Below are 25716 nucleotides of genomic sequence, written 5' to 3' on the forward strand. Positions count from 1 at the left end.
CCCTTTCTTAGTTTTTCTCTTCCCTCTCCGGTTTTCCCCCAAACATCCCTGTCGCTTCGAGGGATCAGCGGGGGGGGCCGGGGGGTTTTTTTTTTTTCCCCCCCCCCCCCCCCCCCCCCCCCCCCGCTCCCCCGTACGGTCCCCGTGCGGGCCCGCCCGGATTCCCCCGAATCCCCCGTGGGCGCGCCCGCACGGCCCCCGTGCGTCGTGCGATGTGCGTCGTGCTGTCGTGCTTCTTACCGGTGGTGCATCCCCCGTGGTGCTCCCCCGTGTTTTCCCCCGTTGTTCCCCCGTACGTCCCCCGTGCCCCCGTACGCCCTCGGGCGGTCCCCCCGTACGTCCCCCGTACGACCGCTCAAGGCCCCCCGTACGTCTCCCCCGTGGGCCCCCCGTACGTCCTGCCGTGCCTCCCGCGGTCCTTACGGACGCGGGCCGGACGCGTGGTTGTCCATCGCCACGATGTCGACGTCCGAGGCGTGGTTGTCGAGCGGCTTGTCGCCCGGCTGGGTCCCGGCCGGCGGCTGGGCCGGCGGGTCGTCCAGCGGGTTGATGTCGGCGCCCGAGGCGTGGTTGTCGAGCGGTCTGATGTCGCCGTCGAGCGGCAGGATGTTCTCGTTCGTCGCCATCGACTCTCTCCTGGTCTTGTGTGGGTCCTGATGGTTGGCGGGCCCGTTCGGCGATTCCCCCGTGGACCGCCGAACGGGTAGTCCACCAGCCGGCCCGGGTGCCCCCCGACGCCCCGGGTCGATGCACTCATCCTGCCGCGCGGCGATAAACGAACGATGAACGCGTCCGTCCATCGAGCAAGCCTCCAGGTCAGGCCGCTACGCAGCCAGTTCCGCCGCCAGCAGGGCCCGGACTTCGGCCAGTTCCGCCGAGCCCAGGTGCAGGAACACGGTCTCCGCGTCCCGCCAGCACGCCCGCGCCCGGTCGGGCTGGCCGAGCTGGCGCAGCGCCTTGCCCAGGACGGTCAGCACGGTGGCCCGGCGCCACTCGCCGCCGATCCCGCGCAGGGCGATGGCCTGCTCGGCGTGTTTGGCGGCGAGGGCGGGCCGCAGGGCGGCCAGGTGGGCTTCGGCGAGGCGGAAGTGCGTCACGCCCTCCCACAGCGGCTGCCGGTTGTCGTGGAACAGCGACAGGGCCTCGCCGAGCTGGTCCAGGGCCTCCGTGAGCCGGCCGGCCTGGGTGAGCGCGATGCCGAGCGCGTAGCGGCCGTTGGCCAGGCGCAGGGTCAGGCCCATCCGGTCGTATATGGCGATGCCCTGCCGGGCGAGGTCGATGGCGCTGGACAGCCGGCCCAGGACGACGTGGATCCGGGAGAGGTTGCACAGGGCGCTGGCCTCGCCGATGAAGTTGGCGTCGGCGCGGAAGTTCTCGATGGCCTCCAGCAGGAAGCGCTCCCCGTCCTCGTGCCGCTTCTGGTAGAGCGCGATGATCCCCCGGTCGTTGGGCGCCCAGCAGCTGGGCAGCGGGTCGCCGGCCAGCCGGGCCAGTTCCATGGCCTGCCGGGCCTGCTCGTCGGCCTCGTCGAAGCGGCCCACGAAGAGGTGGACCATGGTGAGGGTGGTCCGCGCCCGGCCCTCGGCGCGCGGGTCCCGGGCGGCGCGGGCGGCCTCGCACAGGGTCAGCGCGGCCGACTCGTACTGCTTGGAGTTGGCCCCGGACTCCGAGAGGTCCTTGGCCGCCCACAGCAGGTCCACGGCCCGGCGCAGGGCGTCCGGCCGCCCGGCGGACTGCCGTACGCAGGCCAGCAGCGGGTCGGCCTCGGCGAACAGCCAGTCCAGGGCGGCGCGGGGTTCGGTGAGGACGAGTCCGGGGTGGCGGGTGGCGGACAGGTGGGCGGGCAGGCGGTCGCCGGGCCGCTCCAGCGCGTACACGCGGGAGGCGGTGGCGAGGTAGAAGTCGAGGAGCCGGTCGAGGGCGGCCTCGCGCCCGCCGGCGGGCTGCTCGTCGCGTTCGGCGCACGCACGCGCGTAGAGGCGTACGAGGTCGTGGAAGCGGTAGCGGCCCGGGGCGGCGGACTCCAGGAGGGAGCAGTCCACTAAGGCCTCCATGAGGTCCTCGGTGTCGTGCTCGGGCAGGTCGAGGACGGCGGCCGCGGCGGCCAGGGAGATGTCGGGGCCGTCGGCGAGGCCGAGGAGGCGGAAGGCGCGCTGCTGGGCGGGCTCCAGCTGGCCGTAGCCGAGCTCGAAGGTGGCCTTGACCGCGAGGTCGCCGGACTGGAGTTCGTCGAGGCGGCGGCGTTCGTCGGCGAGCTTGGCGGCGAGGACGGAGACGGTCCAGGTGCGGCGCGCGGCGAGCCGGGACGCGGCGATGCGGATGGCCAGCGGCAGGAACCCGCAGGCGCCGACGACGTCGAGGGCGGCCTGGCGTTCGGCGCCGACGCGTTCGGCGCCGACGATCCGGGTGAACAGCTGCAGGGCCTCCTCGGGGCTCATCACGTCGAGGTCGACGAGATGGGCGCCGGCGAGGCCCGACATCCGGACCCGGCTGGTGACGAGGGCGGCGCAGCCCGCGGTCCCCGGGAGCAGCGGGCGGACCTGGGCGGCGTCGCGGGCGTTGTCGAGGAGGACCAGGACGCGGCGGCCGTCGAGGGTGGAGCGGTAGAGGGCGGCCCGGTCGGCGGGGGAGTCGGGGATGGCGCTGTCGGGGGTGCCGAGGGCGCGCAGGAAGGAGCCGAGGACGGCTTCGGGGAGGGCGGGGCGGGGTTCGGTGCCCTGGAGGTCGACGTAGAGCTGGCCGTCGGGGAAGTGGGGGCGGGCGGCGTGTGCGACGTGGACGGCGAGGGTGGTCTTGCCGACGCCGCCGATGCCGGCCAGCGCGGAGACGGCCATGACCTGTCCGTCGGAGCCCGCGAGGATCTCGCCGAGCTCGCCGACGAAGGGGGTGCGGCCGGTGAAGTCGGGGATGGTGGCGGGCAGTTGGGCCGGGCGTACGGGTGCGGGGGCGGCGGCCGGGGCGGGGTCCTCGGCGCGGGCCAGTTCGGCGTCGGCGTTGAGGATGCGCTGCTGGAGGGCGGACAGCTCGGGCCGGGGGTCGACGCCGAGTTCGTCGGCGAGGAGGCGGCGGGTGTCCGCGTACACGGCGAGGGCCTCGGCCTGCCGGCCGCTGCGGTAGAGGGCGAGCATCAGCAGTTCGCGCAGCCGCTCGCGCAGCGGGTGGGCGGCGGTCAGGGCGGTGAGCTCGGAGACGGCCTCGGCGTGCTGGCCGACCTCCAGGTCCAGGTCGAGGCGGGTCTCCAGCAGCTGGATGCGCCATTCGGTGAGCCGGGTGCGTTCGGTCTCGGCGTGCGGGCCGGGGACTCCGGCGAGGGGTTCGCCGTCCCACAGGTCCAGGGCGCGGGCCAGCAGCGTACGGGCGAGGGCGCGGTCCCCCGAGGTGCGGGCCTTCTCGGCGTCGGAGGTGAGGCTGCGGGCGATGCCGAGGTCGAGGGCCTCCTGGTGGCGCAGCCGGATGGCGTAGCCGCCGGCGTCGCTGACGAGCAGCCCGGGGTCGAGGACCTTGCGGAGCCGGGAGGCGTAGGTGCGGATGGTGGCGAGGGCCTGCTGGGGCGGGTCCTCGCCCCAGATGGCGTCGATGAGCTCGGGCGCGGTGGCGGTGCGGCCGTCGCGCAGCAGCAGCGCGGCGAGCAGGGCGCGCTGCTGGGGGCTGCCGGAGGGCAGCGCCTCGCTCCCGCGCCAGGCGCGGACGGGTCCGAGCACGGCGAACCGGTTGTCTCCGGGGGCGGGCGCACCGGGCGTGGGTGTGCCGGGTGTGCGGGGCGCGCCGGGTGCGCCCGGTGTACCGGGTGTGCCGGGACCGTCGGAGTCGCTCGGCTGGTGCGGGATGGCCGGTCCGCCGTCCATCTTTCCTCCCCCTGCCTTCCGTCGGGTTCCGTCGGTTTAAGGGTCAGTCTGCCCTGTGTTGCGCGTACGCGTCAGCCCGCGGCGGAGCCATCCGCTTCCGGCCGGGGAAGGACGGGCGCCGGAATAGCTGACGGTTCGTCAGATGAACGCTACCGTAAGGGCCATGGAGACCTTCCCGAAGATCATCTCGGTGGACGACCACACGGTTGAACCTCCTCACGTCTGGCGGGACCGGCTCCCGTCGAGATACCGCGACACCGGCCCCCGGATCGTCCGCGCCCCCCTCAAGGAAATGACCTTCCTCGGCGGCAGGTTCGCCCCCGTCATGGGCGCGAAGGGCGACGAGGGCCCGGTGGGCGACTGGTGGGTGTACGAGGACCTGCACCGGCCGCTCACCCGCCTCGACACCGCCGTCGGGTACGACCGTGACGAGATCAAGCTGGAAGTCATCACCTACGACCAGATGCGCCCCGGCTCCTTCTCGGTTCCCGAGCGACTCGCCGACATGGACGTCAACCACGTCCAGTCCGCCCTCTGCTTCCCCACGTTCCCGCGGTTCTGCGGCCAGACCTTCACCGAGGCCAAGGACCGCGAACTCGGCCTGCTCGCGGTGCGCGCCTACAACGACTGGATGGTGGAGGAGTGGTGCGGCCCCCTCGCCGGGGGCCGCCTCATCCCCCTCACCCTCATCCCGCTGTGGGACGCCCGCCTCGCCGCCGAGGAGGTGCGCCGCAACGCCGCGCGGGGCGTGCGCGCCGTCGCGTTCTCGGAGATACCGCCGCACCTGGGGCTCCCGTCCATCCACACGGACGCCTGGGACCCCTTCCTCCAGGCCTGCGACGAGACCGGCACGGTCATCGCCATGCACATCGGCTCCTCCTCGCGCATGCCCTCCACCTCCGCCGACGCCCCGCCGGCCGTCGGCTCCACCATCACCTTCGCCAACTGCTGCTTCTCGATGGTCGACTGGCTGATGAGCGGCAAGTTCGAACGCTTCCCCCACCTGCGGATCATGTACGCCGAGGGCCAGATCGGCTGGATCCCGTACATCCTGGAGCGCGCGAACGTGGTCTGGGAGGAGAACCGCGGCTGGGGCGGGGTCGCCGACAAGGTCCACCGCCCGCCGTCCGAGCTCTTCGCCGAGCACGTCTTCGGCTGCTTCTTCGACGACGCCTTCGGCCTGAAGAACCTCGACGCGATCGGCGTCGGCAACGTCCTCTACGAGACGGACTACCCGCACTCCGACTCCACCTGGCCCAAGTCGCGGGAGGTCGGCGAGGCCCAGATGGGCCACCTCGACGCCGACGTCGTCGAGCGCATCGTGCGCGGCAACGCCATCGACCTGCTCGGTCTCACCCCGGAGGGGCTCTGGCCCGGCGCCTGAGACGGCCGAAGGGGGCCGGGGGGCCACAGCGGCTCCCCGGCCCCCTCCGTCCGCGGCGGATCAGGTGGCGGATCAGGTGGCGGATCAGGCGGTGGTGGCCCGTCCGGCCGTCACCACCGGGCGGACGTGGGTCAGCAGCAGCTCCAGGAAGCGGTCCGGGCGGCGCAGCGCCGCGAAGTGGCTCGCGCCCTCGATCAGCGCGAAACCCTTCACCGGCGCCTCCACCGCGTCGAAGTACGCCTGGGCGCGGGCCGCCGGGGTGATCACGTCCAGGGCGCCCTGGAAGACGAAGAACGGCATCTCGAAGCGGGTGCCGTCCGCCCAGTCGTCGAAGCCGTGCGTACCGGTGACGACCGGCTCCGAGAAGCCCTGCCCCTTGAAGTACGCGGCGATCCGGCCCGGGGAGTAGAGCGGCGACAGCCACATCGACCCCAGGACCACCTTCTTGACGGTGTCCAGCGTGAGCGGGTCGCTGCCGGCGCACAGCTTGTCGTACGCCGTGCGCTGCGCCGGCGACCAGCGGTTCGGGTCGGAGCCCATCGCCTCGACCCTCGCCGCGTCCTTCACCTTGCCGGCGGCCCGGAGCCGCTCCAGGGTGGCGTCGTACGCGGAGGTGTCCCGGCCGGCCTCCAGGACGTTCTGGTCGGTGCCGACGTACGCCGAGAACAGCTCGGGGTGGCTGCGGGCCAGCCGCAGTCCGAACACCGTGCCGAAGGAGCTCGGCAGCAGCACCACCCGGTCGACGCCGAGGCGCTCCCGGACGTGGTGGACGACCTCCAGTGCGTCCGCGTACAGCCGCTCGAAGGACGGCTCCCCGCCCTGCGCGGCGGCGCCGCCGCGGGCGAAGGTCAGTCCGGCGCCGCGCATGTCCCAGCGGACCAGGGTGAAGTGCTCCTCCCAGGCCCGGGTGCGGGCCCCGTAGGGGGAGTTGGCCGCGCCCGGGCCGCCGTGGAGTTCCAGGAGGACGGGGTTGGCCCGGTCCTCGCCGCGGACCGAGATCCACTGGTCGATGCCGCCGATGCGGACGAAGCCCTGCTCGTCGACGCCGTTCGGCGTGTCGATGCGCATCAGGCGGGCGTGCGCCGAACGGCGGACGGCGCGGTGGGCGAAGAGGCCGGCGAAGGGAGCGGCGAGCGTGGCGGCGGTGGTGGCGGCGATGATCCCGAGCATTACTGTTTCCCCCAGACGCTGTTTTGCTGACACGGCGGAGATTACGGCAACGCGCCGATTTGTAAAGGGGGTTGGCCCGGCCTGCCGGGGCCCGCCCGATGGCCGGAATCCCTCCCTCTCGGCGGCGCGCGGGGCCCGGACCTTGCACCCCGGCCCGTCGCCGGGGCATGCTTCGCCAGGGCAAAGGCGGGAGGGATCATGGCGGTGGACAAGCGGTCCGTGGTGACGGCGGTGCTGTGCGCCGTGGCGGCGCTGGGCGCCTCGGCGGCGGTGGCCGAGCTGGTTCCGCCCCCCGAAGCGACCGCCCCCGTGCACGCCAAGTCGGCCGCGCCCGCCGGAACGCCGAGCGGATCTTCGCGTCCGCAAGCATCCAAGCCGCAGCTGGGCAAACCCAAGTCGGCCCCCGTCACGCCCAAGCCGGGCGACGCCACCACCTTCACCGGCGCCCTCTTCACCGGCAGCCTGGAAGGCGACCACTTCTGCACGGCGACGGTCGTCCGCAGTCCCGGCAAGAACATGCTCATCACCGCCGGCCACTGCCTCCTGGAGGGCGAGCAGACCCGCGACGGCGGTGCCGTCTTCGCACCTGCGTATGCGAACGGTGTCGCCCCGTACGGGGTCTGGAAGATAGAGCAGGTCTACGAGGACAAGCGCTGGGCCGACGACACCGACGACGACTACGACCTCGCCTTCGCCCGCGTCGCCCCCGACGACAAGGGCCGCAACATCGAGGACCTCACCGGCGGCGCCGTCCTGGACGCCAGCGGCCGCTCGGGCGAACAGGTCACGGTGACGGGCTACCCCGCCGACCGCAAGGTCCCCCGCACCTGCACGGCGGTCGCCGTCCGCACCAGCGAGCGCGAGCAGCGCTTCGACTGCTCCGACTTCCCCGGCGGGACCAGCGGCAGTGCCTGGCTCGGCCGGGACGGCAAGATCATCGGGATCCTGACGGGCGGCGACACGGACGACGTCTCCACCAGCACCGTCCTCGGCGACTACGCCGCCCAGCTCTACGCGAAGGCCACGGCGCCGCGGCGCTGACGGCCGCCGCGCCCCGGCCACACGCCGCCCCGGCTACACGCCGCCCTCGATGAGGGTCCAGCCGGGGGAGATGTCGTCCAGGGGGCCGACGTTCTTGTAGTGGCCGTCGACCAGCGTCGCGGTCGAGGCGGTGCCGTCGGACTTGTAGAAGATCAGGCTGTCCGCGGTCCGCCCCACCTTCTCCCAGACGGGCGTGGTGCCGACCGCGCTCACATCGAAGATCCAGCCGTGGGCCGCCGTGGCCGCCCGGAGAGCGAGTTTCCCGTCCGCCTTCGACCAGGACAGCACCGAGTCCCTGGTGGCGGTCAGCTGACCCAGATGGTTCTCCTCCCCCAGGAAGAGACTGCTCCTGCGGTCGTAGACGCCGCCCTTCAGGTCTCCGTACTCGCTCGCGTCGAAGGAGAAGGGGGTCGAGCCCGGCCGCGCCTCGGCGAGCAGTGTGTCGCACGAGCCGGCCATCGCCGCCCAGCCCTTTTTGAAGTTGTCGTACGTGCGCACCTGTTGGTACGTGCCGTTCCGCAGGGTGCCGGTGACGGCGTGGCCGGTCTGGGTGTTGTAGAAGAGCACGGAGTCGCCCGAGGCCTCGACCTGGGTCCAGCCCGTCGGGAAGTCGCCGTAGGTCCGGGTGCGGGCGTACTCGCCGTTGGTGAAGGTGCCGACCTCCCCAGCGCCGGTGATCTTGTTGTACAGCAGCAGCGAGTCGTGGCTCGCCGCCGCGTGCGTGTAGCCGCGCGGCAGGTGGAACTCCCCGCTGGACTCCCAGTGGCCGGCGGAGAGGGTGCCGGTGAGGGCGGAGCCCTTGTCGGCCCGGTAGAAGAAGATCGAGGTGTTCCCGTCGGAGCCGAAGCAGGGGTCGGACGCGGACGCGGGGGTGGCGGGACACGCCAGCAGGACCGCCATCGCGGAAGTCGCCAGCGTGACCACCAGGGATTTCCTCATGGTTGCCCCATTTCCTCGCACGTGGCCGCGCGGCACCCTCGTCCATTCTGCGCCGTGTCAGGACCCCTCGCATCCGGCCCGGCACCTAGGATGGGAACATGCATTCGAATAACCATCCGCCCGCGCCAGGGGAGCGCCCGCCCCTCACCCCCGCCCTCACCGGCGCCGAACTGGCCCGCTGGTACTGGACCCTGGCCGAGCTCACCGAGCTCGCCCGGCGACTCGACGTACCGCGCGGCGGCGGCAAGGCCGCGCTCACGGAGCGGCTGCGGGCCGTCCTCGACGGCGAACCGCTCCCCGCGCCGGCCCCCCGCCGGCCCGCGGCCGCCCGGCAGCTCTCCGCCCCGGTGGACGGCGCCACGGTCATCCCCGAGGGGCAGCGGTGCAGCCAGGTGCTGCGGGAGTTCTTCCGCCGGGAGATCGGCCCGGCATTCCACTTCGACGGGTACATGCGCGCGTACATCGCGCAGAACGCCGGCCGCACCCTGGCCGAAGCGGTGGCCCACTGGCACGGCACCCGGGCGGCGGCGGCCGAACCCCAGGTGATCGGAGCCCAGTTCGAGTTCAACCGCTTCCTGCGCGCCTGGCACACCGACCATCCGTCCGGCACCCGGACCGAGGCCCTCGCGGCCTGGCACGCCCACCGCTCGGCACCGGCCGGACCGGCCGCACCGGCCACACCGTCCGCACCGGCATGAAATTGCGTTGAGCCGTCGCGGCAGCGCCGCCGAGTATGTCCGTCCATGGGACATCTCGAAGCCTCGCACCTGGAGTACCACCTGCCCGACGGGAGGGTGTTGCTCGACGACGCCTCGTTCCGCGTGGGCGAGGGGTCGGTGGCGGCCCTGGTCGGCGCCAACGGCGCCGGCAAGACGACGCTGCTTCGGCTGATCTCGGGCGAACTCCAGCCGCACGCCGGGACCGTCACCTCCAGCGGCGGCATCGGCGTCATGCACCAGTTCGTCGGTTCGGTACGGGACGACCGCACCGTCCGCGACCTGCTGGTGTCGGTGTCGCCACCGCGGATCCGGCAGGCCGCGGCCGCCGTGGACGCGGCCGAACACCTGATCATGACGGTGGACGACGAGTCCGCGCAGATGGCGTACGCCCAGGCGCTCAGCGACTGGGCCGAAGTCCGCGGGTACGAGGCCGAGACCGTCTGGGACATGTGCACGGTGGCCGCCCTCGGCACACCCTACGAGCGGGCCCGCTTCCGGGAGGTGCGGACCCTGTCCGGCGGCGAGCAGAAACGCCTCGTCCTGGAGGCGCTGCTGCGCGGACCGGACGAGGTGCTCCTGCTGGACGAACCGGACAACTACCTCGACGTACCCGGCAAGCGCTGGCTGGAGGAGCGGCTGGCGGAGACCCGCAAGACGGTCCTGTTCATCTCCCACGACCGGGAACTGCTGGCGCGGGCCGCGCAGCGCATCGTGGCGGTCGAGCCCGGCCCCGCCGGGTCCGACGTATGGGTGCACGGCGGCGGCTTCGGCACCTTCCACGCGGCACGCGAGGAGCGCTTCGCCCGCTTCGACGAACTGCGCCGCCGCTGGGACGAGAAACGGGCCCAGCTGAAGCGGCTCGTCCAGGACCTCCGGCAGTACGCCGCCCGCAGCGACGAGATGGCCTCGCGCTACCAGGCGGCCAAGACCCGGCTGCGCAAGTTCGAGGAGATCGGCCCGCCGCCGGAGCCGCCGCGCAAGCAGGAGATCCGGATGCGCCTGCAAGGCGGCCGCACCGGCGTACGGGCCGTGGTCTGCCAGGACCTGGAACTCACCGGGCTGATGAAGCCGTTCTCCCTGGAGGTGTTCTACGGGGAGCGCGTCGCGGTCCTCGGCTCCAACGGCTCGGGGAAGTCCCACTTCCTGCGGCTGCTCGCGGGTGAGGACGTCCGGCACACGGGCACGTGGAAGCTGGGGGCACGGGTGGTACCCGGGCACTTCGCCCAGACGCACGCGCATCCCGAGCTGATGGGACGCACCCTGGTCGACGTCCTGTGGACGGAGCACGCCAAGGACCGGGGCGGCGCGATGTCGGCGCTGCGGCGCTACGAGCTCGAACGCCAGGGGGACCAGGCCTTCGACAAGCTCTCGGGCGGCCAGCAGGCACGCTTCCAGATCCTGCTGCTGGAGCTGGCGGGCACGACCGCGCTGTTCCTCGACGAGCCGACGGACAACCTCGACCTGGAGTCGGCGGAGGCGTTGCAGGAGGGCCTGGAGGCGTACGAGGGCACGGTGCTCGCCGTCACGCACGACCGCTGGTTCGCCCGCTCCTTCGACCGCTACCTGGTGTTCGGCTCGGACGGCGTCGTCCGGGAGACCGCGGAGCCGGTGTGGGACGAGCGGCGGGTGGAGCGGGTGCGGTGAGGAGCTTTACGTGACGAGCCCGAAGTGGACGGGCTCGGCCGGGGTGCCCGCGAGGAGGTCGTGCAGGCGCGGGGGCCAGAGGGGCTCGCCGAGGGTGGCGAGGCGCTCCGGCGAGACCCACTGCCAGTGGATGCCGGGGGCTTCGAGCACGGGTTCCCGGTGGGGGCCGGTGGTGACGTAGATGTGCTCGTGCTGCCGGACGGGGATGCCCTCGTGGGTGAAGTCGTGCTCCCAGGTGCACAGCAGCCGCTGCGGCTCCAGGTCCGTCCACCCGGTCTCCTCGCGCAGCTCCCGCCGCACGCACTCCTCGGGGGTCTCACCGGGATCCATACCGCCGCCCGGCGGCAGCCAGTGGATCCCCACCTCGACGTTGTTCTCCCGGAACAGGAACACCGATCCGCTGGGGGAGAGGACGACAATGCGCGCTGCCTGACGAGGAGTTCTCATCACCGCAGGGTACGGCGGCCACCGGCCCGCGCGGGAGGGGTCGGCACCGGGCGGGACGGGGAACCAGCGGACTCAGCACCTGGACGTCGAGAACTTCGAGTAATTGGGCCGAGTTTTCAAAGGGGCGAACTTCACGTCAACGGCTTTGCCGTCCTTGTCCCGTACCACCATGATGGAGCCCTGGGCGAGGTCGAATGCCTCTTGTTCCCGGAAGCTGTCGCAGTTGATTTTGTCGATGACCTTGTCGGCGGCGTCTGCGGTGAGTCCCACTCCCGCGCAGACGGCCCTCTCGGCGGCGCGGTGTGCGATGTCGCGATGCTTGTTCTCGTGTGCCGTGGTGAGCGCGATCGCCTTGTCGATCAGCGCCTTCTGGTCTGGCGTGGCCGGTGGGTGGCCAGGCGCCCAGCGAGGCACGGAAATTTTGGTTTCCAGTAGGTATACGACCTTGGTCACCTTGTCTTTTTCGTTGAATTCATAATGGAAGTCGATGGTGGGCCTCATGTGGCCCACGGCCGTAGCTCCGTCCACGTCGTAGCTTGCCTTCGTCAGGAATTCGTCGACCGTGGACGCGTTGATGGTCGCCGGTATGTCCTTCGAATCGTCGATCGTGGGCTTCTGGGAACAACCTGCCTTCGTCAGCGTCACGGGCGTCGGCCCCGAAGTGGTGAACGGCCCTTGGGCCCCGGTGTGGGAACCGCTGATCTCGTCACACCCGATGGAACCGATCCGCACGGTGCCGCCGAGGTCCGTGCCGAACAGCGTGCCGGCGACCCTTCCGTTGTCGATGACCTTCCTGACGGGGTCCCCGTCCTGTGTGGTCGTGTACGACCCCTGGCCTCCGGAGAGGAGCAACTGGTGGGAGTCGCCTGTGATCTTTCCGTCCCCCATGAGAATCTCGACGTGCAGGTCGACGTCGTTCCGGTGGTTGGCGGAACGCATGCTCCACGAGCCGCTGACCGCCCCCGTGTCGTCCACCGAGAGATCGAGGTGCACGGAGGAGTTGATGTGCAATTCCCCTTCGCCGTTCGGAATGACGCTGTCGATGGCGACCGTGCCGTTGTAGTCCCCCGGATTGAGCATCCCGGGTCGTGGGTTGCAGGTGGTGAGAGGGGCGGATTCCGGAGCTGCGGCCATGGCGAGGCGGGCGGGGGCGCCCGGACCCACGGCCAGGGCCACGGCCAGGGGTACGGCCAGGGCTACGGCCAGGGGGGTGCAGGCGCCCGGCAGGGCCAGGCGCTGGTGCTGCCCTTTCGCCACGACCATCACCGCCTCAGGGGCTCTTTCCGGTACTTCCATCTCAAGGCCTCGGCGCGGTGATCGCATGTGGTCGCATGTGGGCGCTTTTGGCAGGTGACCCGGGGTGGGGGGTGGGCGGGGTGCCCCTGGGCGGGGTCGGGGGAGTGTCGGGGGTTTCCCGCCAGTCCACTGTCCTTCCGGGCCGGTCCGGCCTGTCAAGGGCGCTCCTTCGTCGCGTCGCTGCGCGATGGCCTTCGGCCACCCTTGACAGACCGGCCCGTCCCGGAATGCCAAAGACTGTCGGGAACCCCCCGAAGGAACGGGCCGGCCAAGCCAATGAACTCTGATGCGGTCCGGGGAAGCGAGCCCCCTATGGCCGGCTCGCCTGGCATCCGACCCTGCTGCGCCACCATCAGCCATCCCGGGCAGCCGAGTCGCCCCAGATCGCTACGCGCTCCTGCCGTCTCAGCGTCCGACGACCGTCCGGGGCTGGTCCCCGCACCACATGTCGGCCAGGAGGGCATCACGCCCCTCCCCGCGCGGCAGATCGCTACGCGCTCCTCAGATCTCAGCGGCCGACGGCCGTCTGGGGTGAGGACCGGAAGGTCCGCATGCAGAAGGCCCCGGCCTCCCTGAGGAGGCCGGGGCCTTGATCGAGCGCTGGGCAGGCCTTGCACCTGCATCCCCCCACAGGAAGTGGGGTGCCTTTCCTTGGACCACCAACGCCAGTCCCACCGCCGGTTTCCCGGCTGCGAGCTCAAGAGGAACTCTACAGTGAAGATCAGCGCCCGACCACCCCCGGACGCCAAGAAGCGGAACCTCATGGCGACCTGACGCCCTCCCCGCTTCCGATGGCCCTCCAGATGCCCTTACGTGCAGGTATCAGCCCCCGACGACCGTCAGCCGCTGAGGGAAGAGGAGCGCGTAGCGATCTGCCGCGCGCGGTGGAGTCCTGGACCGATCCGGTCGGCATCTGGTGCGGGGAGCAACCCCGGACGGTCGTCGGACGCTGAGGCGGCAGGAGCGCGTAGCGATCTGGGGCGAGCCGGCTGCCCGGGGTGGCCGGATGGTGGCGCAGCGGGGTCGGATGCCAGGCGAGCCGGCCATAGGGGGCTGGCTTCCCCGGACCGCATCAGAGTTCATTGGCTTGGTCGGCCCGTTCCTTCGGGGGGTTCCCGACAGTCTTTGGCATTCCGGGACGGGCCGGTCTGTCAAGGGTGGCCGAAGGCCATCGCGCAGCGACGCGACGAAGGAGCGCCCTTGACAGGCCGGACCGGCCCGGAAGGACAGTGGACTGGCGGGAAACCCCCGACACTCCCCCGACCCCGCCCAGGGGTGCACCGCCCACCCCCGACCCCGCCCCACCTGACAGACCGCCACCCCGAAGCGGAACCCGGCTCGCTGGTAGATGTGATCAGCTGAGGTACCGTCGGGAGCGTGAGCAAGCACCGTCGAGCCGGATCCGGATCCGGTCCCGCCTCCAGCCCCCGTGCCCGTACGACGGAAGGCGGCCGGCGGCGTGGGGGTGCCCGGCGGCGGCGTGGGTCGGCGGGGCGGCCGTCGCGGGCGCTGGTGTTGGTCGCCACCGCCGGGCTGCTGCTCTTCGGGGCCGGATGGGTGCACGCCCTCTACGAGCAGCCCGGCGCGCCCGTGACCCCCGTCCGGACCGACGGCCGCCCCAAGGCGCACGCCGCGGCCCCCGAGCACGCCGCGCGCGGGGGTGCGCGGCCCGACGCCCTCCAGGGCCTCCCGGCCGCAGCCCTCAGCGAGGCCACGCGGGCCCGTATCCCGGCCGAGGCGCGCCAGCTGGTCCTCGTCACCGGCGCGGCGAAGGACTCCTCGGAGTCCACCGCCGCCCTGTACACCCGCCCCGCGCCCGGTGGTGACTGGGTCCGGGCCGCGCAGTGGCCGGCCCGCAATGGTGCCAGGGGCTGGTCCACCGGGCGCGAGTACGGGGACCTGACCTCCCCGCAGGGCGTGTTCTCCCTCAGCGACGCCGGCGGTCTGCTGTCCGCCCCGCCGGGCACGAAGCTCCCTTACGACCGGGACCCCGGCTTCGTCGCCACGGGCCTCGGGGTGAACGGGGAGTCCCTCGCCGGCTCCTTCGACTACGTCGTGGCGATCGACTACAACCGCCGCCAGGGCGTCTCCCCGCTGGACCCGGTCATGCCGGACGGCGAGGCCCGGGGCGGCAACATCTGGCTCCACGTGGACCACGACGGCCCCTCCCAGGGCTGCGTCGGCCTGCCGAAGGCGGCGATGAAGCAGCTCCTGGAGACCCTGGACCCGGCGGCCCACCCGGTCATCGCGATGGGCCCGGCCGGCTTCTGACCCCCGGCCCCGCCCCCGCCCCGTCCCCGGCGGCACCCCCACCCGTATCCGCCCCCGCACCCGGCCCCCACGCCAGCAGCCCGATGTAGGCGAGGTCGAAGACGGAGCAGAGCACGCCCAGCCCCAGGACGAAGCCGGACCCTTCCATCACCCCGAACAGCACCGTCGGCGCGAGGGTGCCCAGCCACTTGGCCACGGCGATCAGCAGCGACTGCCCCCGCGGCCCGCGCCGGGCGGCGTACAGGCCCAGGAAGAGCCCGGACATCAGCAGGTTCTGCAGGAACGCCGCGTAGCGCGAGGCGTCGTGCGCGCCGAAGTGCGCGAGGAACAGCCACTGCACGGCGAAGCCCGTCGCGAAGACGAGTGCGCTCCACGCGGCGAACACCGGCCGGGTCACGAAGGCGGGCAGCTCGCTGCGCCCGTACCGCAGGTATGTGGAGACGATCACCAGGTCGGCGGCACACCACACCAGGTTGACCACCCCCTGCGGGGACAGTCCGGTGCGGAGGTCGTTGGCGGCGTAGGTGGCCTCCCACGCCAGGTTGAGCGCGAGGGCGGCGACGGGCATGGCGTACGTGCGGTCCCGCAGCCCGACCCGGATGGACTCGACGTACACGAGCGTCCAGGCCAGCCCGCTGACGAGGGTGAGTATCAGTTCCACGGGCGCACCCTAGGGGGTGTCCGCAAAGTCCCGCCTGCCCCGCGACGCCCGGCACGCACTCTCGCCGCACCGGGCGCAAGACCGAGTACGTCCAGTACGAGGTCTTGCGCCCGGCGCACCGAGAGCACGCACCGGACGCCGCGGGGCCCGCCCTGCGGGCGGACGACGCTACTTTGCGGACACCCCCTAGGCGCTGCCCTGCGGGGAGCCAATGATCGCGGCCGTCGTGGCCGCCGCACCGTTCGTCCCGGCCGACCCCTTGCCTGACGGACCGTCAGCTACGACGATGGCCCGGCGGCGCGGGTCCGCCCCACCGGCGGACCGCCCCCACCGCGACCACCACCACGACCACCCTCACGAGGCGGGACGGACGGCCATGGCACGCGTGTTTCCGGAAGGCCGGCTGGCGTACGGGATGCAGCTCCCGGTCCAGTCGCAGAGCACCCTCTACGCCGAGCCCTGGGAGGCCTCGGCCGGCGCGGCCGATCTCGCCGAGGTGGCGCGCGCCGCCGACCGGGCGGGCTTCGGGTACCTGGCCACGTGCGACCATGTCGCCATCCCGCGCCGGCTCGCCGGGCCCATGGGCACCGTCTGGTACGACCCGGTGGCCACCCTGGCATTCCTGGCCGGCATCACCGAGCGCGTACGGCTCCTGAGCCACGTCGCGATCGTCGGCCTGCGCCACCCGCTGGCCACCGCCAAGCAGTACGCGACCCTCGACCACCTCTCGGGCGGCCGGCTGGTGCTCGGGGTCGGGGCCGGGCACGTCCGGGAGGAGTTCGAGGCGCTGGGGGCGGACTTCGAGGGCCGCGGGCCGGTCCTCGACGAGACCCTGGACGCGCTGCGCGCCGCCCTCGGCCCGGAGGAGTTCCCCGCGTTCGAGGGGGAACGGTTCTCCTTCCGCGACCTCGGCCAGTCGCCCCGTCCCGCCCAGCAGCGGATCCCCGTCTGGGTCGGCGGCTCCTCCCCGGCCGCCGTCCGCCGGGCCGCCCTGCGCGGTGACGGCTGGCTGCCACAGGGCGACCCGCGCGACCGGATTCCGGCGCAGGTCGCCCGCATCCGGGAGCTGCGGGAGGCGGCCGGGGTGGAGGGGCCCTTCGAGGTGGGGGCGATCACCGAGGCCCTCTACGTCGGCGAGCCCGGCTGGGACACCGGGCGGCGCACGCTCACGGGCAAGGCGGAGCCGCTCGCGGAGTCCCTGCGGGAGTACCGGGCGCTGGGGGTGGACCAGGTCCAGGTCCGCTTCCGCAGCCGCGACCGGGCCGAACTCGTCGACCAGATCACCGCTTTCGGGGCCGAGGTGGCCCCGCTCCTCAACGACTAGGACCCAGACCACACCGACAAGGGAGTACCCGTGGGCAAGCTGGACGGGCGCGTCGTCATCATCACCGGTGCGGCGCGCGGCCAGGGCGAGCAGGAGGCGCGGCTCTTCGCCGCCGAGGGCGCCAGGGTGGTGCTCGGCGACGTGCTCGACGAGCAGGGCGCCGCCGTCGCGCAGCGGATCATCGAGGAGCACGGCGAGGACCGTGCCCGGTACGTACGGATGGACGTGGCCCGGGAGGAGGACTGGGCGGCCGCCGTGGCCGTCGCGAAGGAGGCGTTCGGCCGGGTCGACGGGCTGGTCAACAACGCGGGGATCCTGCGCTTCAACGAGCTGACCGCGACCCCGCTGGAGGAGTTCCAGCAGGTGGTGCAGGTCAACCAGGTCGGCACCTTCCTCGGGATCAAGGCGGTGGCCCCCGAGATCGGGGCGGCGGGCGGCGGGACGATCGTCAACACCTCCTCGTACACGGGTCTGACGGGCATGGCGTACGTGGGCGCGTACGCGGCGACCAAGGCGGCGATCCTCGGGCTGACGCGGGTGGCGGCGCTGGAGCTGGCCGCGCGGAACGTCCGGGTCAACGCGATGTGCCCGGGTGCGGTGGACACCCCCATGGCCAACCCGGGGCTGCTGGACCCGGCCGGGGTGACGGACGAGGCCCGGGAGGCGATGGCGGACCTGTACCGGAAGGTGGTGCCGCTGGGGCGGGTGGGGCGGCCGGAGGAGATGGCGAAGCTGGCGCTGTTCCTCACGTCCGAGGACTCCTCGTACATCACCGGCCAGCCGTTCGTCATCGACGGCGGCTGGATGGCCGGGGTCAGCATTCTCTGACGGACCGTCAGTTCAGGCCATCCCCGCTCTTGACGCCCCCACCCCGCGGTGGAACAGTCGGACCCATCGAATCTGACGCAACGTCAGAAACCTAAGGACGGTGAACCCCTTGGAATTCGGGCTCTTCGTGCAGGGATACGTGCCTGAGGCGCGGTCCAAGGTCGACCCCGAGGCAGAGCACAAGGCACTGCTCGAGGAGACCCAGTACGTCATCCAGGCCGACAAGTCCGGCTTCAAGTACGCCTGGGCCTCCGAGCACCACTTCCTGGAGGAGTACTCCCACCTGTCGGCGAACGAGGTGTTCCTCGGCTACCTCGCCGCCGCCACCGAACGCATCCACCTGGGCTCCGGCATCTTCAACCCCCTCGCCCCGGTGAACCACCCGGTGAAGGTGGCCGAGAAGGTCACCATGCTCGACCACCTCTCCAAGGGCCGCTTCGAGTTCGGCACCGGGCGCGGCGCCGGCAGCCACGAGATCCTCGGCTTCCTGCCGGGCATCACGGACATGAACCACACCAAGGAGATCTGGGAGGAGACCATCGCGGAATTCCCCAAGATGTTCCTCCAGGAGGAGTACGAGGGGTTCCAGGGCAAGCACTGGTCGCTGCCGCCGCGCAAGATCTTCCCCAAGCCGTACGGCAAGGCCCACCCGGCCATGTGGTACGCCGCCGGCTCCCCGTCCTCGTACGCGATGGCGGCGAAGAAGGGCCTCGGCGTGCTGGGCTTCAGCGTCCAGAAGGTCTCGGACATGGAGTGGGTGCTGGAGCAGTACAAGACGGCGATCCAGGAGGCGAAGGCGATCGGCGCCTTCGTGAACGACAACGTGATGGTCACCTCCACGGCGATCTGTGCGGAGACGCACGAGAAGGCGGTCGAGATCGCCGTCAACGCGAACATGAACCGCTTCCAGTCCCTGGTGTTCCGGTACCACGACACGTTCCCGCGGCCGGAGGCGATCCCGGAGTGGCCGGAGACGCTGCCGGAGTACAACGCGGAGATCATCGAGCTGCTGATCGCCGAGGAGCTGCTGATCTGCGGTGACCCGGCGGAGGTGCGGGCGCAGTGCAAGCGGTGGGAGCAGGCGGGGGCGGACCAGCTGTCGTTCGGCCTGCCGACCGGGGTGTCGTACGAGGACACGATGACGACGATCAAGCTGATCGGGGAGCACGTCATCCCGCACATCGACACGGACCCGGTCCACCGCACGACCCGCTTCCGCCAGTCCGCGTAGCGGCTCCCGCCGGGGGTGCGGGGTGCCGCTGCGCGGAGCCGTCTCCCCGCCCCGCCCTTCCTCCGTTCCCTGGGGCTCCGCCCCAGACCCCGCGCCTCAAACGCCGGCGGGGCTGGATATTGCCGCTGTGCGGCAATTCCAGCCCGCGCGGCGTTTGAGCGCACCGGGCGCGGAGCGCACGGTATCGGGGTCCGGGGCGGAGCCCCGGGGGAACGGGCGAAGGGCGGGTAGGGGACCCCGCCCCGCGCAGCGGCCCACCCGCAACCCACCGCACACCGCCCGGCCACCGCACACCGCACCCCGCCCGGCCAGGGCACCCGCACACCGCCCGGCCAGGGCACCGGCAGAGGGACACCAGGAGGGGAACCCCCATGCTCGACCACCTCATCCGCGGAGCGACCGTCGTCGACGGCACCGGCGGCCCCGCCCGCGTCGCGGACGTCGGGATACGCGACGGCCGCATCGCCGTCATCGCGCCCCCCGGCACCGTCGACGAGGAGGCCCGCACCAGCGAGGACGCCACCGGGCTGGTCCTCACCCCGGGGTTCATCGACCCCCACACCCACTACGACGCCCAGCTCTTCTGGGACCCGTACGCCACGCCCTCCATGAACCACGGCGTCACCACCGTCGCCGGCGGCAACTGCGGGTTCACCCTGGCGCCCCTCAACCCCGACCGCCCCGAGGACGCCGACTACACCCGCCGCATGATGAGCCGGGTCGAGGGCATGGCCCTCGCCGCCCTCGAAGAGGGCGTCGACTGGTCCTGGTCGACCTTCCGCGAGTACCTGGACGCCCTCGAAGGGCGGATCGCCGTCAACGCCGGGTTCATGGTCGGGCACTGCGCCCTGCGCCGCCATGTGATGGGCGAGGCCGCCACCGGCGCCGCCGCCCCCACCCCCGCCCAGCTGGACGCGATGCTCGCCCTCCTCCACGAGGCCATGGACGCCGGCGCCTGGGGCCTGTCGACCACCCAGTCCTCCACCCACTCCGATGGCGACGGCGCCCCCGTCGCCTCCCGGCACGCCGAGCCCGCCGAGCTGCTCGCGCTCTCCCGGGCCGTCGGCGACCACGAGGGCACCCAGCTCGAAGCCATCGTCGCGGGCTGCCTCGACCAGTTCTCCGACGAGGAGATCGACCTCTTCGTCGACATGAGCGCGGCCGCCGGCCGGCCCCTCAACTGGAACGTCCTCACCATCGACGCCGCCGTCCCCGAACGCGTCCCGCGCCAGCTGGTCCCCAGTGAGCGCGCCCGCAAGGCCGGCGGCCGGATCGTGGCGCTGACCATGCCGATCCTCACCCCCATGAACATGTCCCTCGGCACGTTCTGCGCCCTCAACCTCATCCCCGGCTGGGGCGAGGTCCTCGCCCTCCCCGTCCCCGAGCGGATCGCGAAGCTGCGCGACCCCGACGTACGCGCCGAGATGCTGCGCCGCGCCGACAGCAAGGAGGCCGGGGTCTTCCGGCGCCTCGCGAACTTCGGGCGGTACGTCATCGGCGACACGTACAGCAAGGAGAACGAGGGCCTCGGCGGGCGCGTCGTCGGCGACATCGCGGCCGAGCGCGGGCAGGACGCCTTCCAGTGCCTGGTCGAGATCTGCGCCCACGACGACCTGCGCACCGTCCTGTGGCCGATGCCCACCGACAACGACCCGGCGACCTGGGCCCTGCGCGCCGAGACCTGGCAGCACGAGGACGTCCTGCTCGGCGGCTCCGACGCGGGCGCGCACCTGGACCGGATGTGCGGGGCCCCGTACACGACCCGGTTCCTCGGCGACTGCCTGCGCGGCCGCCGGCTGGTGCCGCTGGAGCAGGCGGTGAAGATGCTGACGGACGACCCGGCGCGGCTGTTCGGGCTGCGCGAGCGCGGCCGGATCGCCGAAGGCTGGCACGCGGACCTGGTCCTCTTCGACCCGGAGCGCATCGAGGCCGGCCCGGCCACGCTGGTCCACGACCTGCCGGGGGACAGCCCGCGCCTGGACTCGCGGGCGATCGGGATCGTGTCGGTACGGGTCAACGGGGTCGAGACCATCCGCGACGACGAGGTGACCGGCGCGATCCCGGGGACCGTGCTCCGGTCGGGCCGGGACACGAGGACGGTGGGCACGCGATGAGCGGCGGGCAGGGGCAGCGGCTGTACTTCGGCGGGGAGTGGGTCGAGCCGGCCGGCGGCCACTACGAGGTGGTGAACCCGGCGGACGAGTCCGTGGTGGGGCTGGCGCCCGAGGCGTCGCGGGCGCAGGTCGAGGAGGCCGCCCGGGCCGCCGCCGAGGCCTTCGGCCCGTGGTCCCGTACGCGGCCCGAGGAGCGGGCGGCGATCCTGGACCGGGCCGCGGACGTCATCCAGCGGGAGTTCGAGCCGTGGGCGGAGCTGGCCCGGGCGGAGACCGGCGCCCCGACGGGGATCGCCCGCGGGATGCAGGTCGGGGTGGGGGTGGCGCGGTTCCGGCGGTACGCGAAGGGCGCGCTGGAGCCGGTGGAGCGGGGGCTGCCGCCGCAGGTCACCGAGGCGGGGCCGATGGGTGCGGCGAGCGTGCTGGGGGCGCTGGAGGTGCGCCAGCCGGTCGGGGTGGTCACCTGCGTCACCTCGTACAACAACCCGTGGGCGAACCCGGCGGGCAAGGTGGCGCCGGCGCTGGCGATGGGGAACACGGTGGTGGTCAAGCCCGCCCCGCAGGACCCGCTGTCGGTGTTCCGGATGGCCGAGGCGCTGGCGGAGGCCGGGATCCCGCCGGGGGTGGTGAACGTGGTCTCGGGGCAGGCCGTGGAGGTCGGCGAGGCGGCGGTGGACTCCCCGTACGTGGACATGGTGTCCTTCACCGGCTCGACGGGGGTGGGGCAGCGGATCGCGGAGGTCTGCGGGCGGTCCATGAAGCGGCAGCTGATGGAGCTGGGCGGCAAGGGCGCGGCGGTGGTCTTCGCGGACGCCGACCTGGACGCGGCGGTCATGGGCATCGGCACCACCTTCTCCTTCTACAGCGGTCAGATCTGCACGGCCCCGACCCGGGTGATCGTCCACCGGTCGGTGTACGCGGAGCTGGTGGAGAAGCTGACGGGGTACCTGGCGTTCATGAAGATCGGGGACCCGGCGGTGAAGGGGACGGTGGTCGGGCCGGTGATCTCGGCGGCGCACCGGGACCGGGTGGAGGCGTACGTGGAGCTGGGCCGCAAGGAGGGGGCGCGGATCGCCTTCGGCGGGGAGCGGCCGGTGGTGGGGGAGGGCGACCGCAGGGGCAAGGGCTTCTACGTGGCGCCCACGCTGCTGGTCGACTGCACCAGTGACATGCGGGTGGTGCGGGAGGAGGTCTTCGGGCCGGTGGTCGTGGTCGTCCCCTTCGACGGGGGCGAGGACGAGGCGGTGGCCCTGGCCAACGACAGCGACTACGGGCTGATCAGCTACGTGTGGTCGGGTGATGCCGCGCGGGCGTTCCGGGTGGCGCGGCGGCTGCGGTCCGGCGGGGTGGGGGTCAACACGATCGGCCGGAACATGGAGGCGCCGTTCGGGGGGTTCAAGCGGTCGGGGGTGGGCCGGGACGTGGGCTCGTACGCGCTGCACGCGTACAGCGAGGTGCAGTCGATCGTGTGGGCGGGGTAGGGGGCGGCGGAAGGCGAGCGGGGGGCGGGGCGGGAGAAAATTGCCTCGGGAAATTTTCCAAACGGACATTCCGGACGCGGCTGCGGTTTCCGCATTCCGGAACCCCGCGTCCGGCGCCTCCGAATCGGGCGCGGGGGTGTGAATGGATCTTGCATTCCCGCGTCGTAAACTGCCCGTGGGTTGAAATTCCAAGGCGATTCATTGCGCCGACATACGGATGTAACCCGTCCGGATGTGGAAATCGCACCCTCTACCGTCCTTTCACATGACACAGCTGGACGAACGGCCTCGGGTCGGAGACACGGTAGGCGGCGTGGCCGAGGGCGACGGCGAGGTGCGCGGCAAGGGCCTCGGCAAAGGCTCCGTCGGCCTGGTCGGCAGCGCCGTCATCGGCATCTCCACCGTCGCCCCCGTCTACTGCCTGACCTCCACCCTCGGCTCCACCGCCGGGCAGGTCGGCCTCCAGATGCCCGCCGTCTTCCTGGCCGGCTTCCTGCCGATGTTGCTCGTCGCCTTCGCCTACCGCGAGCTCAACAAGGACATGCCGGACTGCGGCACCTCCTTCACCTGGACCGTCAAGGCCTTCGGCCCGCGGATCGGCTGGATGTGCGGCTGGGGCCTGGTGATCGCCACGATCATCGTCCTGTCCAACCTCGCCGGCGTCGCCACGTCCTACTTCTGGCTCCTGGCCGGCGAGATCACGTCCAACCCGGACATCGCCGCCCTCGACCACGACAAGTTCGCCCACATCGCCACCTGCCTGACGCTGATCGCCACCGCGACCGCCATCAGCTACCGCGGCATGACCGCCACCAAGGGCGTCCAGTACACCCTCGTCGGCCTCCAGCTCGTCGTCCTCGCGGTCTTCGTGGCCATGGCCTTCCAGAAGGCCTCCGCCGGCGCCTTCGACACCGGCGTCGACTTCTCCTGGCAGTGGATGAACCCCTTCGCGGTCGAGTCCATGGGCGCCTTCACCGCCGGACTCTCGCTCTCGATCTTCATGTACTGGGGCTGGGACACCTGCCTCACCGCGAACGAGGAGACCATCGGCTCCGCCAAGACCCCCGGCCGCGCCTCGCTCATCGCGATGGTCGTCCTCGTCGGCTCCTACCTCGCCACCGGCGTCGCCGCCCAGATGGCCGTCGGCTCCGGCGACAAGGGCCTGGGCCTCGGCAACCCGGAGACCTCCGGCAACGTCTTCGCCGCCCTCGCCGGCCCCGTCATGGGCCCGGCCCTCGGCATCCTGCTCTTCGTGGCCGTCCTCGCCTCCGCGGCCGCCTCGCTCCAGACCACCTTCATCCCGGTCGCCCGCACCGTCCTCGCCATGTCCACGTACGAGGCCCTGCCCGCCTCCTACGCCAAGGTCCACCCCCGCTTCAAGACCCCGGGCCGCGCCACCGTCACCGCGGGCGTCGCGACCGGCGCGTTCTACACGGTCATGACCCTGGTCAGCGAGAACGTCCTCACCGACACGATCTTCGCGCTCGGCCTGATGATCTGCTTCTACTACTCCCTGACGGCCTTCGCCTGCGCCTGGTACTTCCGCGGCGACCTGCGCCGCTCCGCCCGCGACCTGTTCTTCAAGGGCGTCTTCCCGGTCCTGGGCGGGCTGCTCCTGGCGGCGGTCTTCGTCAAGACGCTGACCGACGCCTGGGACCCGTCGTACGGCTCCGGCTCCACCATCCCGGGCCTCGGCGTCGGCAGCGTCTTCGTCATCGGCGTGGGCCTGCTGGGCCTGGGCGTGGTCATCATGCTGATCACCCAGCGCCGCAGCCCGGCCTTCTTCCGCGGCGAGGTCCTGACGAAGTCGACGCCGTCGCTGGTGGTCGAGGACTGAGCGTCACACCAACGAGGGGGTCGGCGGTGACCCGGGGCGTGGCGGGGTCGTTGGGCCGGGCATGACTGCCATCAAGCGCACCCTGTCCGCCCTGGTCCTCACCGGAGGCGCCGCCCTCGCCCTCACCCCCGCCGCCGCGCAGGCGGCCGACGGGCCCACGCTGGAGAGCCAGCCCGTCGTCGAGCGGGTCGTCGACATCGCCGGCCACCCGGGCCAGGCGGTGCAGGACACCAAGACCGCCCTCGCCGTCACCGGCGCGGCCGCGAACAGCGCGACGAAGTCCACCCAGGGCTCCCTCGCCGGCGCCGACACCGCCCTCGACGGCGGCCTGCCGCAGGCGCCGTCGGTGAAGTGAGTCGCTGAGTCGCTGAGTCGCTGAGTCCCTGGGATCCCTGAGACCGCTTCTGATGACCCCTGACGGCGGCGCGAGAGCCGTGGGCCTCGCGCCGCCTCCGGTGTTCCCCCGGGTCTTCAGCCCCAGGTGCGGGAGCAGAGGACGAGGCGGTAGCCGTCGGGGTCCTCGACGGTGACGCCGTACTCGTCCCAGTACGGGTTGTTGGACGGCACCCGCTGCCCGCCGCAGGCGATCAGGCGGCGGACGAGGGCGGCGTCGGGCTCCTGCCCGAGGTAGACGACGAACAGGTCGTCCACGGTGGGGGAGGGGACGACGGGGTTCTCGGGATCCCGGGTGAGCTCGAAGTGCCACCCGCCGCCGGTCGGGCCGACCATGACGAGGTCGTGCTCCCCGGAGACGTGCCCCGAGGTCCGCCACAGGACGTCGAGCCCGAGCCCGTCGACGTAGAACCGCTCGGCGGCCGCGAGATCGCGGGAGGGACGGGCGACGCGGACGTGGGCGTGTGCATCGATCATGCGGGGAGGCTACGGCGGCGCGGTGCGTCGGGGGGCGGGGGCGGGGGCGGTCTGTCAGGTGGGGTGGTGGGGTGGGGTGGCGGGGCGGGGTCGGGGGTGGGCGGGGTGCCCCTGGGCGGGGTCGGGGGAGTGTCGGGGGGTTCCCGCCAGTCCACTGTCCTTCCGGGCCGGTCCGGCCTGTCAAGGGCGCTCCCTTCGGTCGCGTCGCTGCGCGATGGCCTTCGGCCACCCTTGACAGACCGGCCCGTCCCGGAATGCCAAAGACTGTCGGGAACCCCCCGAAGGAACGGGCCGGCCAAGGTCCATATGTCCGACGCGGTCCGGGGAAGCCCAACCCCTTCCGCACGGCAGACAGGGCATCCGGCCCCGCTGCGCCGCCATCCGGCCATCCCGGGCAGCCGGGTCGCCCCAGATCGCTACGCGCTCCTGCCGCCTCAGCGTCCGACGACCGTCCGGGGTTGCTCCCCGCACCAGATGTCGACCGGATCGGTCCAGGACTCCGCCGCGCGCGGCAGATCGCTACGCGCTTCTCTCGTCTCAGCGGCTGGCGGCCGTCTTGGGTGGATACCGGCACAAAACAACGAGCCGGGCGGTCTCCGGGGGTGGTGGGGGCG

20 protein-coding genes are annotated in these 25716 nt (G+C 72.3%); 12 read left to right on the top strand and 8 right to left on the bottom strand.

Going from position 1 to position 25716, the window contains the following annotated elements; genetic code table 11:
* Nucleotides 1–419 precede the first annotated feature (419 nt).
* Nucleotides 420–626, bottom strand: a complete 207-nt coding sequence (locus ACZ5NJ_RS30725) for a hypothetical protein (RefSeq protein WP_468769076.1) — start codon at nt 624–626, stop codon at nt 420–422.
* A gap of 198 nt (nt 627–824) precedes the next feature.
* Complete coding sequence (gene afsR, locus ACZ5NJ_RS30730; protein WP_468769077.1) at nt 825–3845, bottom strand: SARP-family global regulator AfsR; 3021 nt, start codon at nt 3843–3845, stop codon at nt 825–827.
* 163 nt (nt 3846–4008) lie between these two features.
* Between afsR and ACZ5NJ_RS30735 the strand changes: the two genes are divergently transcribed.
* Nucleotides 4009–5229 (top strand): amidohydrolase family protein, encoded by a 1221-nt coding sequence (locus tag ACZ5NJ_RS30735; RefSeq protein WP_468769078.1) that lies wholly within the window; start codon nt 4009–4011, stop codon nt 5227–5229.
* An 84-nt stretch (nt 5230–5313) separates the two neighbouring features.
* Here ACZ5NJ_RS30735 and ACZ5NJ_RS30740 read toward each other — a convergent pair whose 3' ends face one another.
* Complete coding sequence (locus ACZ5NJ_RS30740) at nt 5314–6399, bottom strand: alpha/beta fold hydrolase (protein ID WP_468769079.1); 1086 nt, start codon at nt 6397–6399, stop codon at nt 5314–5316.
* A gap of 198 nt (nt 6400–6597) precedes the next feature.
* Here ACZ5NJ_RS30740 and ACZ5NJ_RS30745 point away from each other — a divergent pair, with 198 nt between their 5' ends.
* Nucleotides 6598–7440, top strand: a complete 843-nt coding sequence (locus ACZ5NJ_RS30745; RefSeq protein WP_468769081.1) for a trypsin-like serine peptidase — start codon at nt 6598–6600, stop codon at nt 7438–7440.
* Nucleotides 7441–7473: 33 nt separating this feature from the next.
* Here the strand turns inward: ACZ5NJ_RS30745 and ACZ5NJ_RS30750 are convergent, their stop codons facing one another.
* Complete coding sequence (locus tag ACZ5NJ_RS30750; protein WP_468769082.1) at nt 7474–8379, bottom strand: hypothetical protein; 906 nt, start codon at nt 8377–8379, stop codon at nt 7474–7476.
* A gap of 98 nt (nt 8380–8477) precedes the next feature.
* Here ACZ5NJ_RS30750 and ACZ5NJ_RS30755 point away from each other — a divergent pair, with 98 nt between their 5' ends.
* Both ACZ5NJ_RS30755 and ACZ5NJ_RS30760 read left to right on the top strand, forming a co-directional pair.
* Entirely contained in the window at nt 8478–9077 is a 600-nt protein-coding gene (locus tag ACZ5NJ_RS30755) for a DUF6434 domain-containing protein (protein ID WP_468769083.1), read from the top strand.
* A gap of 45 nt (nt 9078–9122) precedes the next feature.
* On the top strand, nt 9123–10742 hold the full coding sequence (locus tag ACZ5NJ_RS30760) for an ABC-F family ATP-binding cassette domain-containing protein (RefSeq protein WP_468769084.1): 1620 nt from the start codon (nt 9123–9125) through the stop codon (nt 10740–10742).
* Between the two features lie 6 nt (nt 10743–10748).
* Here ACZ5NJ_RS30760 and ACZ5NJ_RS30765 read toward each other — a convergent pair whose 3' ends face one another.
* Together ACZ5NJ_RS30765 and ACZ5NJ_RS30770 are read right to left on the bottom strand one after the other, a co-directional pair.
* On the bottom strand, nt 10749–11189 hold the full coding sequence (locus ACZ5NJ_RS30765; RefSeq protein WP_468769085.1) for an NUDIX hydrolase: 441 nt from the start codon (nt 11187–11189) through the stop codon (nt 10749–10751).
* A 72-nt stretch (nt 11190–11261) separates the two neighbouring features.
* Complete coding sequence (locus ACZ5NJ_RS30770) at nt 11262–12485, bottom strand: DUF922 domain-containing protein (RefSeq protein WP_468769086.1); 1224 nt, start codon at nt 12483–12485, stop codon at nt 11262–11264.
* Nucleotides 12486–13997: 1512 nt separating this feature from the next.
* Between ACZ5NJ_RS30770 and ACZ5NJ_RS30775 the strand changes: the two genes are divergently transcribed.
* Complete coding sequence (locus ACZ5NJ_RS30775; RefSeq protein ID WP_468769088.1) at nt 13998–14756, top strand: L,D-transpeptidase family protein; 759 nt, start codon at nt 13998–14000, stop codon at nt 14754–14756.
* Here ACZ5NJ_RS30775 and ACZ5NJ_RS30780 read toward each other — a convergent pair.
* Nucleotides 14728–15417: a transmembrane-type terpene cyclase gene (locus tag ACZ5NJ_RS30780; RefSeq protein WP_468769089.1), complete on the bottom strand. Its 690-nt coding sequence runs from the start codon at nt 15415–15417 to the stop codon at nt 14728–14730. The genes ACZ5NJ_RS30775 and ACZ5NJ_RS30780 overlap by 29 nt on opposite strands.
* A 376-nt stretch (nt 15418–15793) precedes the next feature.
* Between ACZ5NJ_RS30780 and ACZ5NJ_RS30785 the strand changes: the two genes are divergently transcribed.
* The 7 genes from ACZ5NJ_RS30785 to ACZ5NJ_RS30815 all read left to right on the top strand — a co-directional run bounded on the left by ACZ5NJ_RS30785 (nt 15794) and on the right by ACZ5NJ_RS30815 (nt 24587).
* A complete protein-coding gene (locus ACZ5NJ_RS30785; RefSeq protein WP_468769090.1) occupies nt 15794–16741 on the top strand; it encodes an LLM class F420-dependent oxidoreductase in 948 nt (315 codons plus the stop codon).
* Between the two features lie 30 nt (nt 16742–16771).
* Nucleotides 16772–17569: an SDR family NAD(P)-dependent oxidoreductase gene (locus ACZ5NJ_RS30790; RefSeq protein WP_468769091.1), complete on the top strand. Its 798-nt coding sequence runs from the start codon at nt 16772–16774 to the stop codon at nt 17567–17569.
* Between the two features lie 109 nt (nt 17570–17678).
* The gene (locus tag ACZ5NJ_RS30795; protein WP_389609918.1) at nt 17679–18800 is read left to right on the top strand and encodes an LLM class flavin-dependent oxidoreductase; all 1122 of its coding nucleotides are present in this window, start codon (nt 17679–17681) and stop codon (nt 18798–18800) included.
* Nucleotides 18801–19171: 371 nt separating this feature from the next.
* A complete protein-coding gene (locus ACZ5NJ_RS30800; protein WP_468769093.1) occupies nt 19172–20914 on the top strand; it encodes an N-acyl-D-amino-acid deacylase family protein in 1743 nt (580 codons plus the stop codon).
* On the top strand, nt 20911–22395 hold the full coding sequence (locus ACZ5NJ_RS30805; protein WP_468769095.1) for an aldehyde dehydrogenase family protein: 1485 nt from the start codon (nt 20911–20913) through the stop codon (nt 22393–22395). Before ACZ5NJ_RS30800 ends, ACZ5NJ_RS30805 begins: the two co-directional genes overlap by 4 nt.
* Before the next feature lie 265 nt (nt 22396–22660).
* Nucleotides 22661–24232, top strand: coding sequence for an APC family permease (locus ACZ5NJ_RS30810; RefSeq protein ID WP_468769097.1), 1572 nt, complete (start codon nt 22661–22663; stop codon nt 24230–24232).
* Nucleotides 24233–24293: 61 nt separating this feature from the next.
* Nucleotides 24294–24587, top strand: coding sequence for a hypothetical protein (locus tag ACZ5NJ_RS30815; protein ID WP_468769098.1), 294 nt, complete (start codon nt 24294–24296; stop codon nt 24585–24587).
* Between the two features lie 116 nt (nt 24588–24703).
* On the opposite strand, the gene ACZ5NJ_RS30820 is transcribed toward ACZ5NJ_RS30815, so the two are convergent.
* Entirely contained in the window at nt 24704–25102 is a 399-nt protein-coding gene (locus tag ACZ5NJ_RS30820; RefSeq protein ID WP_468769100.1) for a VOC family protein, read from the bottom strand.
* Nucleotides 25103–25716: the final 614 nt, after the last annotated feature.

Source organism: Streptomyces sp. NPDC032091, from assembly GCF_055580265.1.

Bases quoted from the DNA above. Each gene is read 5' to 3' on its own strand.
- ACZ5NJ_RS30725 (WP_468769076.1), bottom strand. From the start codon at position 626: ATGGCGACGAACGAGAACATCCTGCCGCTCGACGGCGACATCAGACCG.
- afsR (WP_468769077.1), bottom strand. From the start codon at position 3,845: ATGGACGGCGGACCGGCCATCCCGCACCAGCCGAGCGACTCCGACGGT.
- ACZ5NJ_RS30735 (WP_468769078.1), top strand. From the start codon at position 4,009: ATGGAGACCTTCCCGAAGATCATCTCGGTGGACGACCACACGGTTGAA.
- ACZ5NJ_RS30740 (WP_468769079.1), bottom strand. From the start codon at position 6,399: ATGCTCGGGATCATCGCCGCCACCACCGCCGCCACGCTCGCCGCTCCC.
- ACZ5NJ_RS30745 (WP_468769081.1), top strand. From the start codon at position 6,598: ATGGCGGTGGACAAGCGGTCCGTGGTGACGGCGGTGCTGTGCGCCGTG.
- ACZ5NJ_RS30750 (WP_468769082.1), bottom strand. From the start codon at position 8,379: ATGAGGAAATCCCTGGTGGTCACGCTGGCGACTTCCGCGATGGCGGTC.
- ACZ5NJ_RS30755 (WP_468769083.1), top strand. From the start codon at position 8,478: ATGCATTCGAATAACCATCCGCCCGCGCCAGGGGAGCGCCCGCCCCTC.
- ACZ5NJ_RS30760 (WP_468769084.1), top strand. From the start codon at position 9,123: ATGGGACATCTCGAAGCCTCGCACCTGGAGTACCACCTGCCCGACGGG.
- ACZ5NJ_RS30765 (WP_468769085.1), bottom strand. From the start codon at position 11,189: ATGAGAACTCCTCGTCAGGCAGCGCGCATTGTCGTCCTCTCCCCCAGC.
- ACZ5NJ_RS30770 (WP_468769086.1), bottom strand. From the start codon at position 12,485: ATGGAAGTACCGGAAAGAGCCCCTGAGGCGGTGATGGTCGTGGCGAAA.
- ACZ5NJ_RS30785 (WP_468769090.1), top strand. From the start codon at position 15,794: ATGGCACGCGTGTTTCCGGAAGGCCGGCTGGCGTACGGGATGCAGCTC.
- ACZ5NJ_RS30800 (WP_468769093.1), top strand. From the start codon at position 19,172: ATGCTCGACCACCTCATCCGCGGAGCGACCGTCGTCGACGGCACCGGC.
- ACZ5NJ_RS30805 (WP_468769095.1), top strand. From the start codon at position 20,911: ATGAGCGGCGGGCAGGGGCAGCGGCTGTACTTCGGCGGGGAGTGGGTC.
- ACZ5NJ_RS30810 (WP_468769097.1), top strand. From the start codon at position 22,661: ATGACACAGCTGGACGAACGGCCTCGGGTCGGAGACACGGTAGGCGGC.
- ACZ5NJ_RS30815 (WP_468769098.1), top strand. From the start codon at position 24,294: ATGACTGCCATCAAGCGCACCCTGTCCGCCCTGGTCCTCACCGGAGGC.
- ACZ5NJ_RS30820 (WP_468769100.1), bottom strand. From the start codon at position 25,102: ATGATCGATGCACACGCCCACGTCCGCGTCGCCCGTCCCTCCCGCGAT.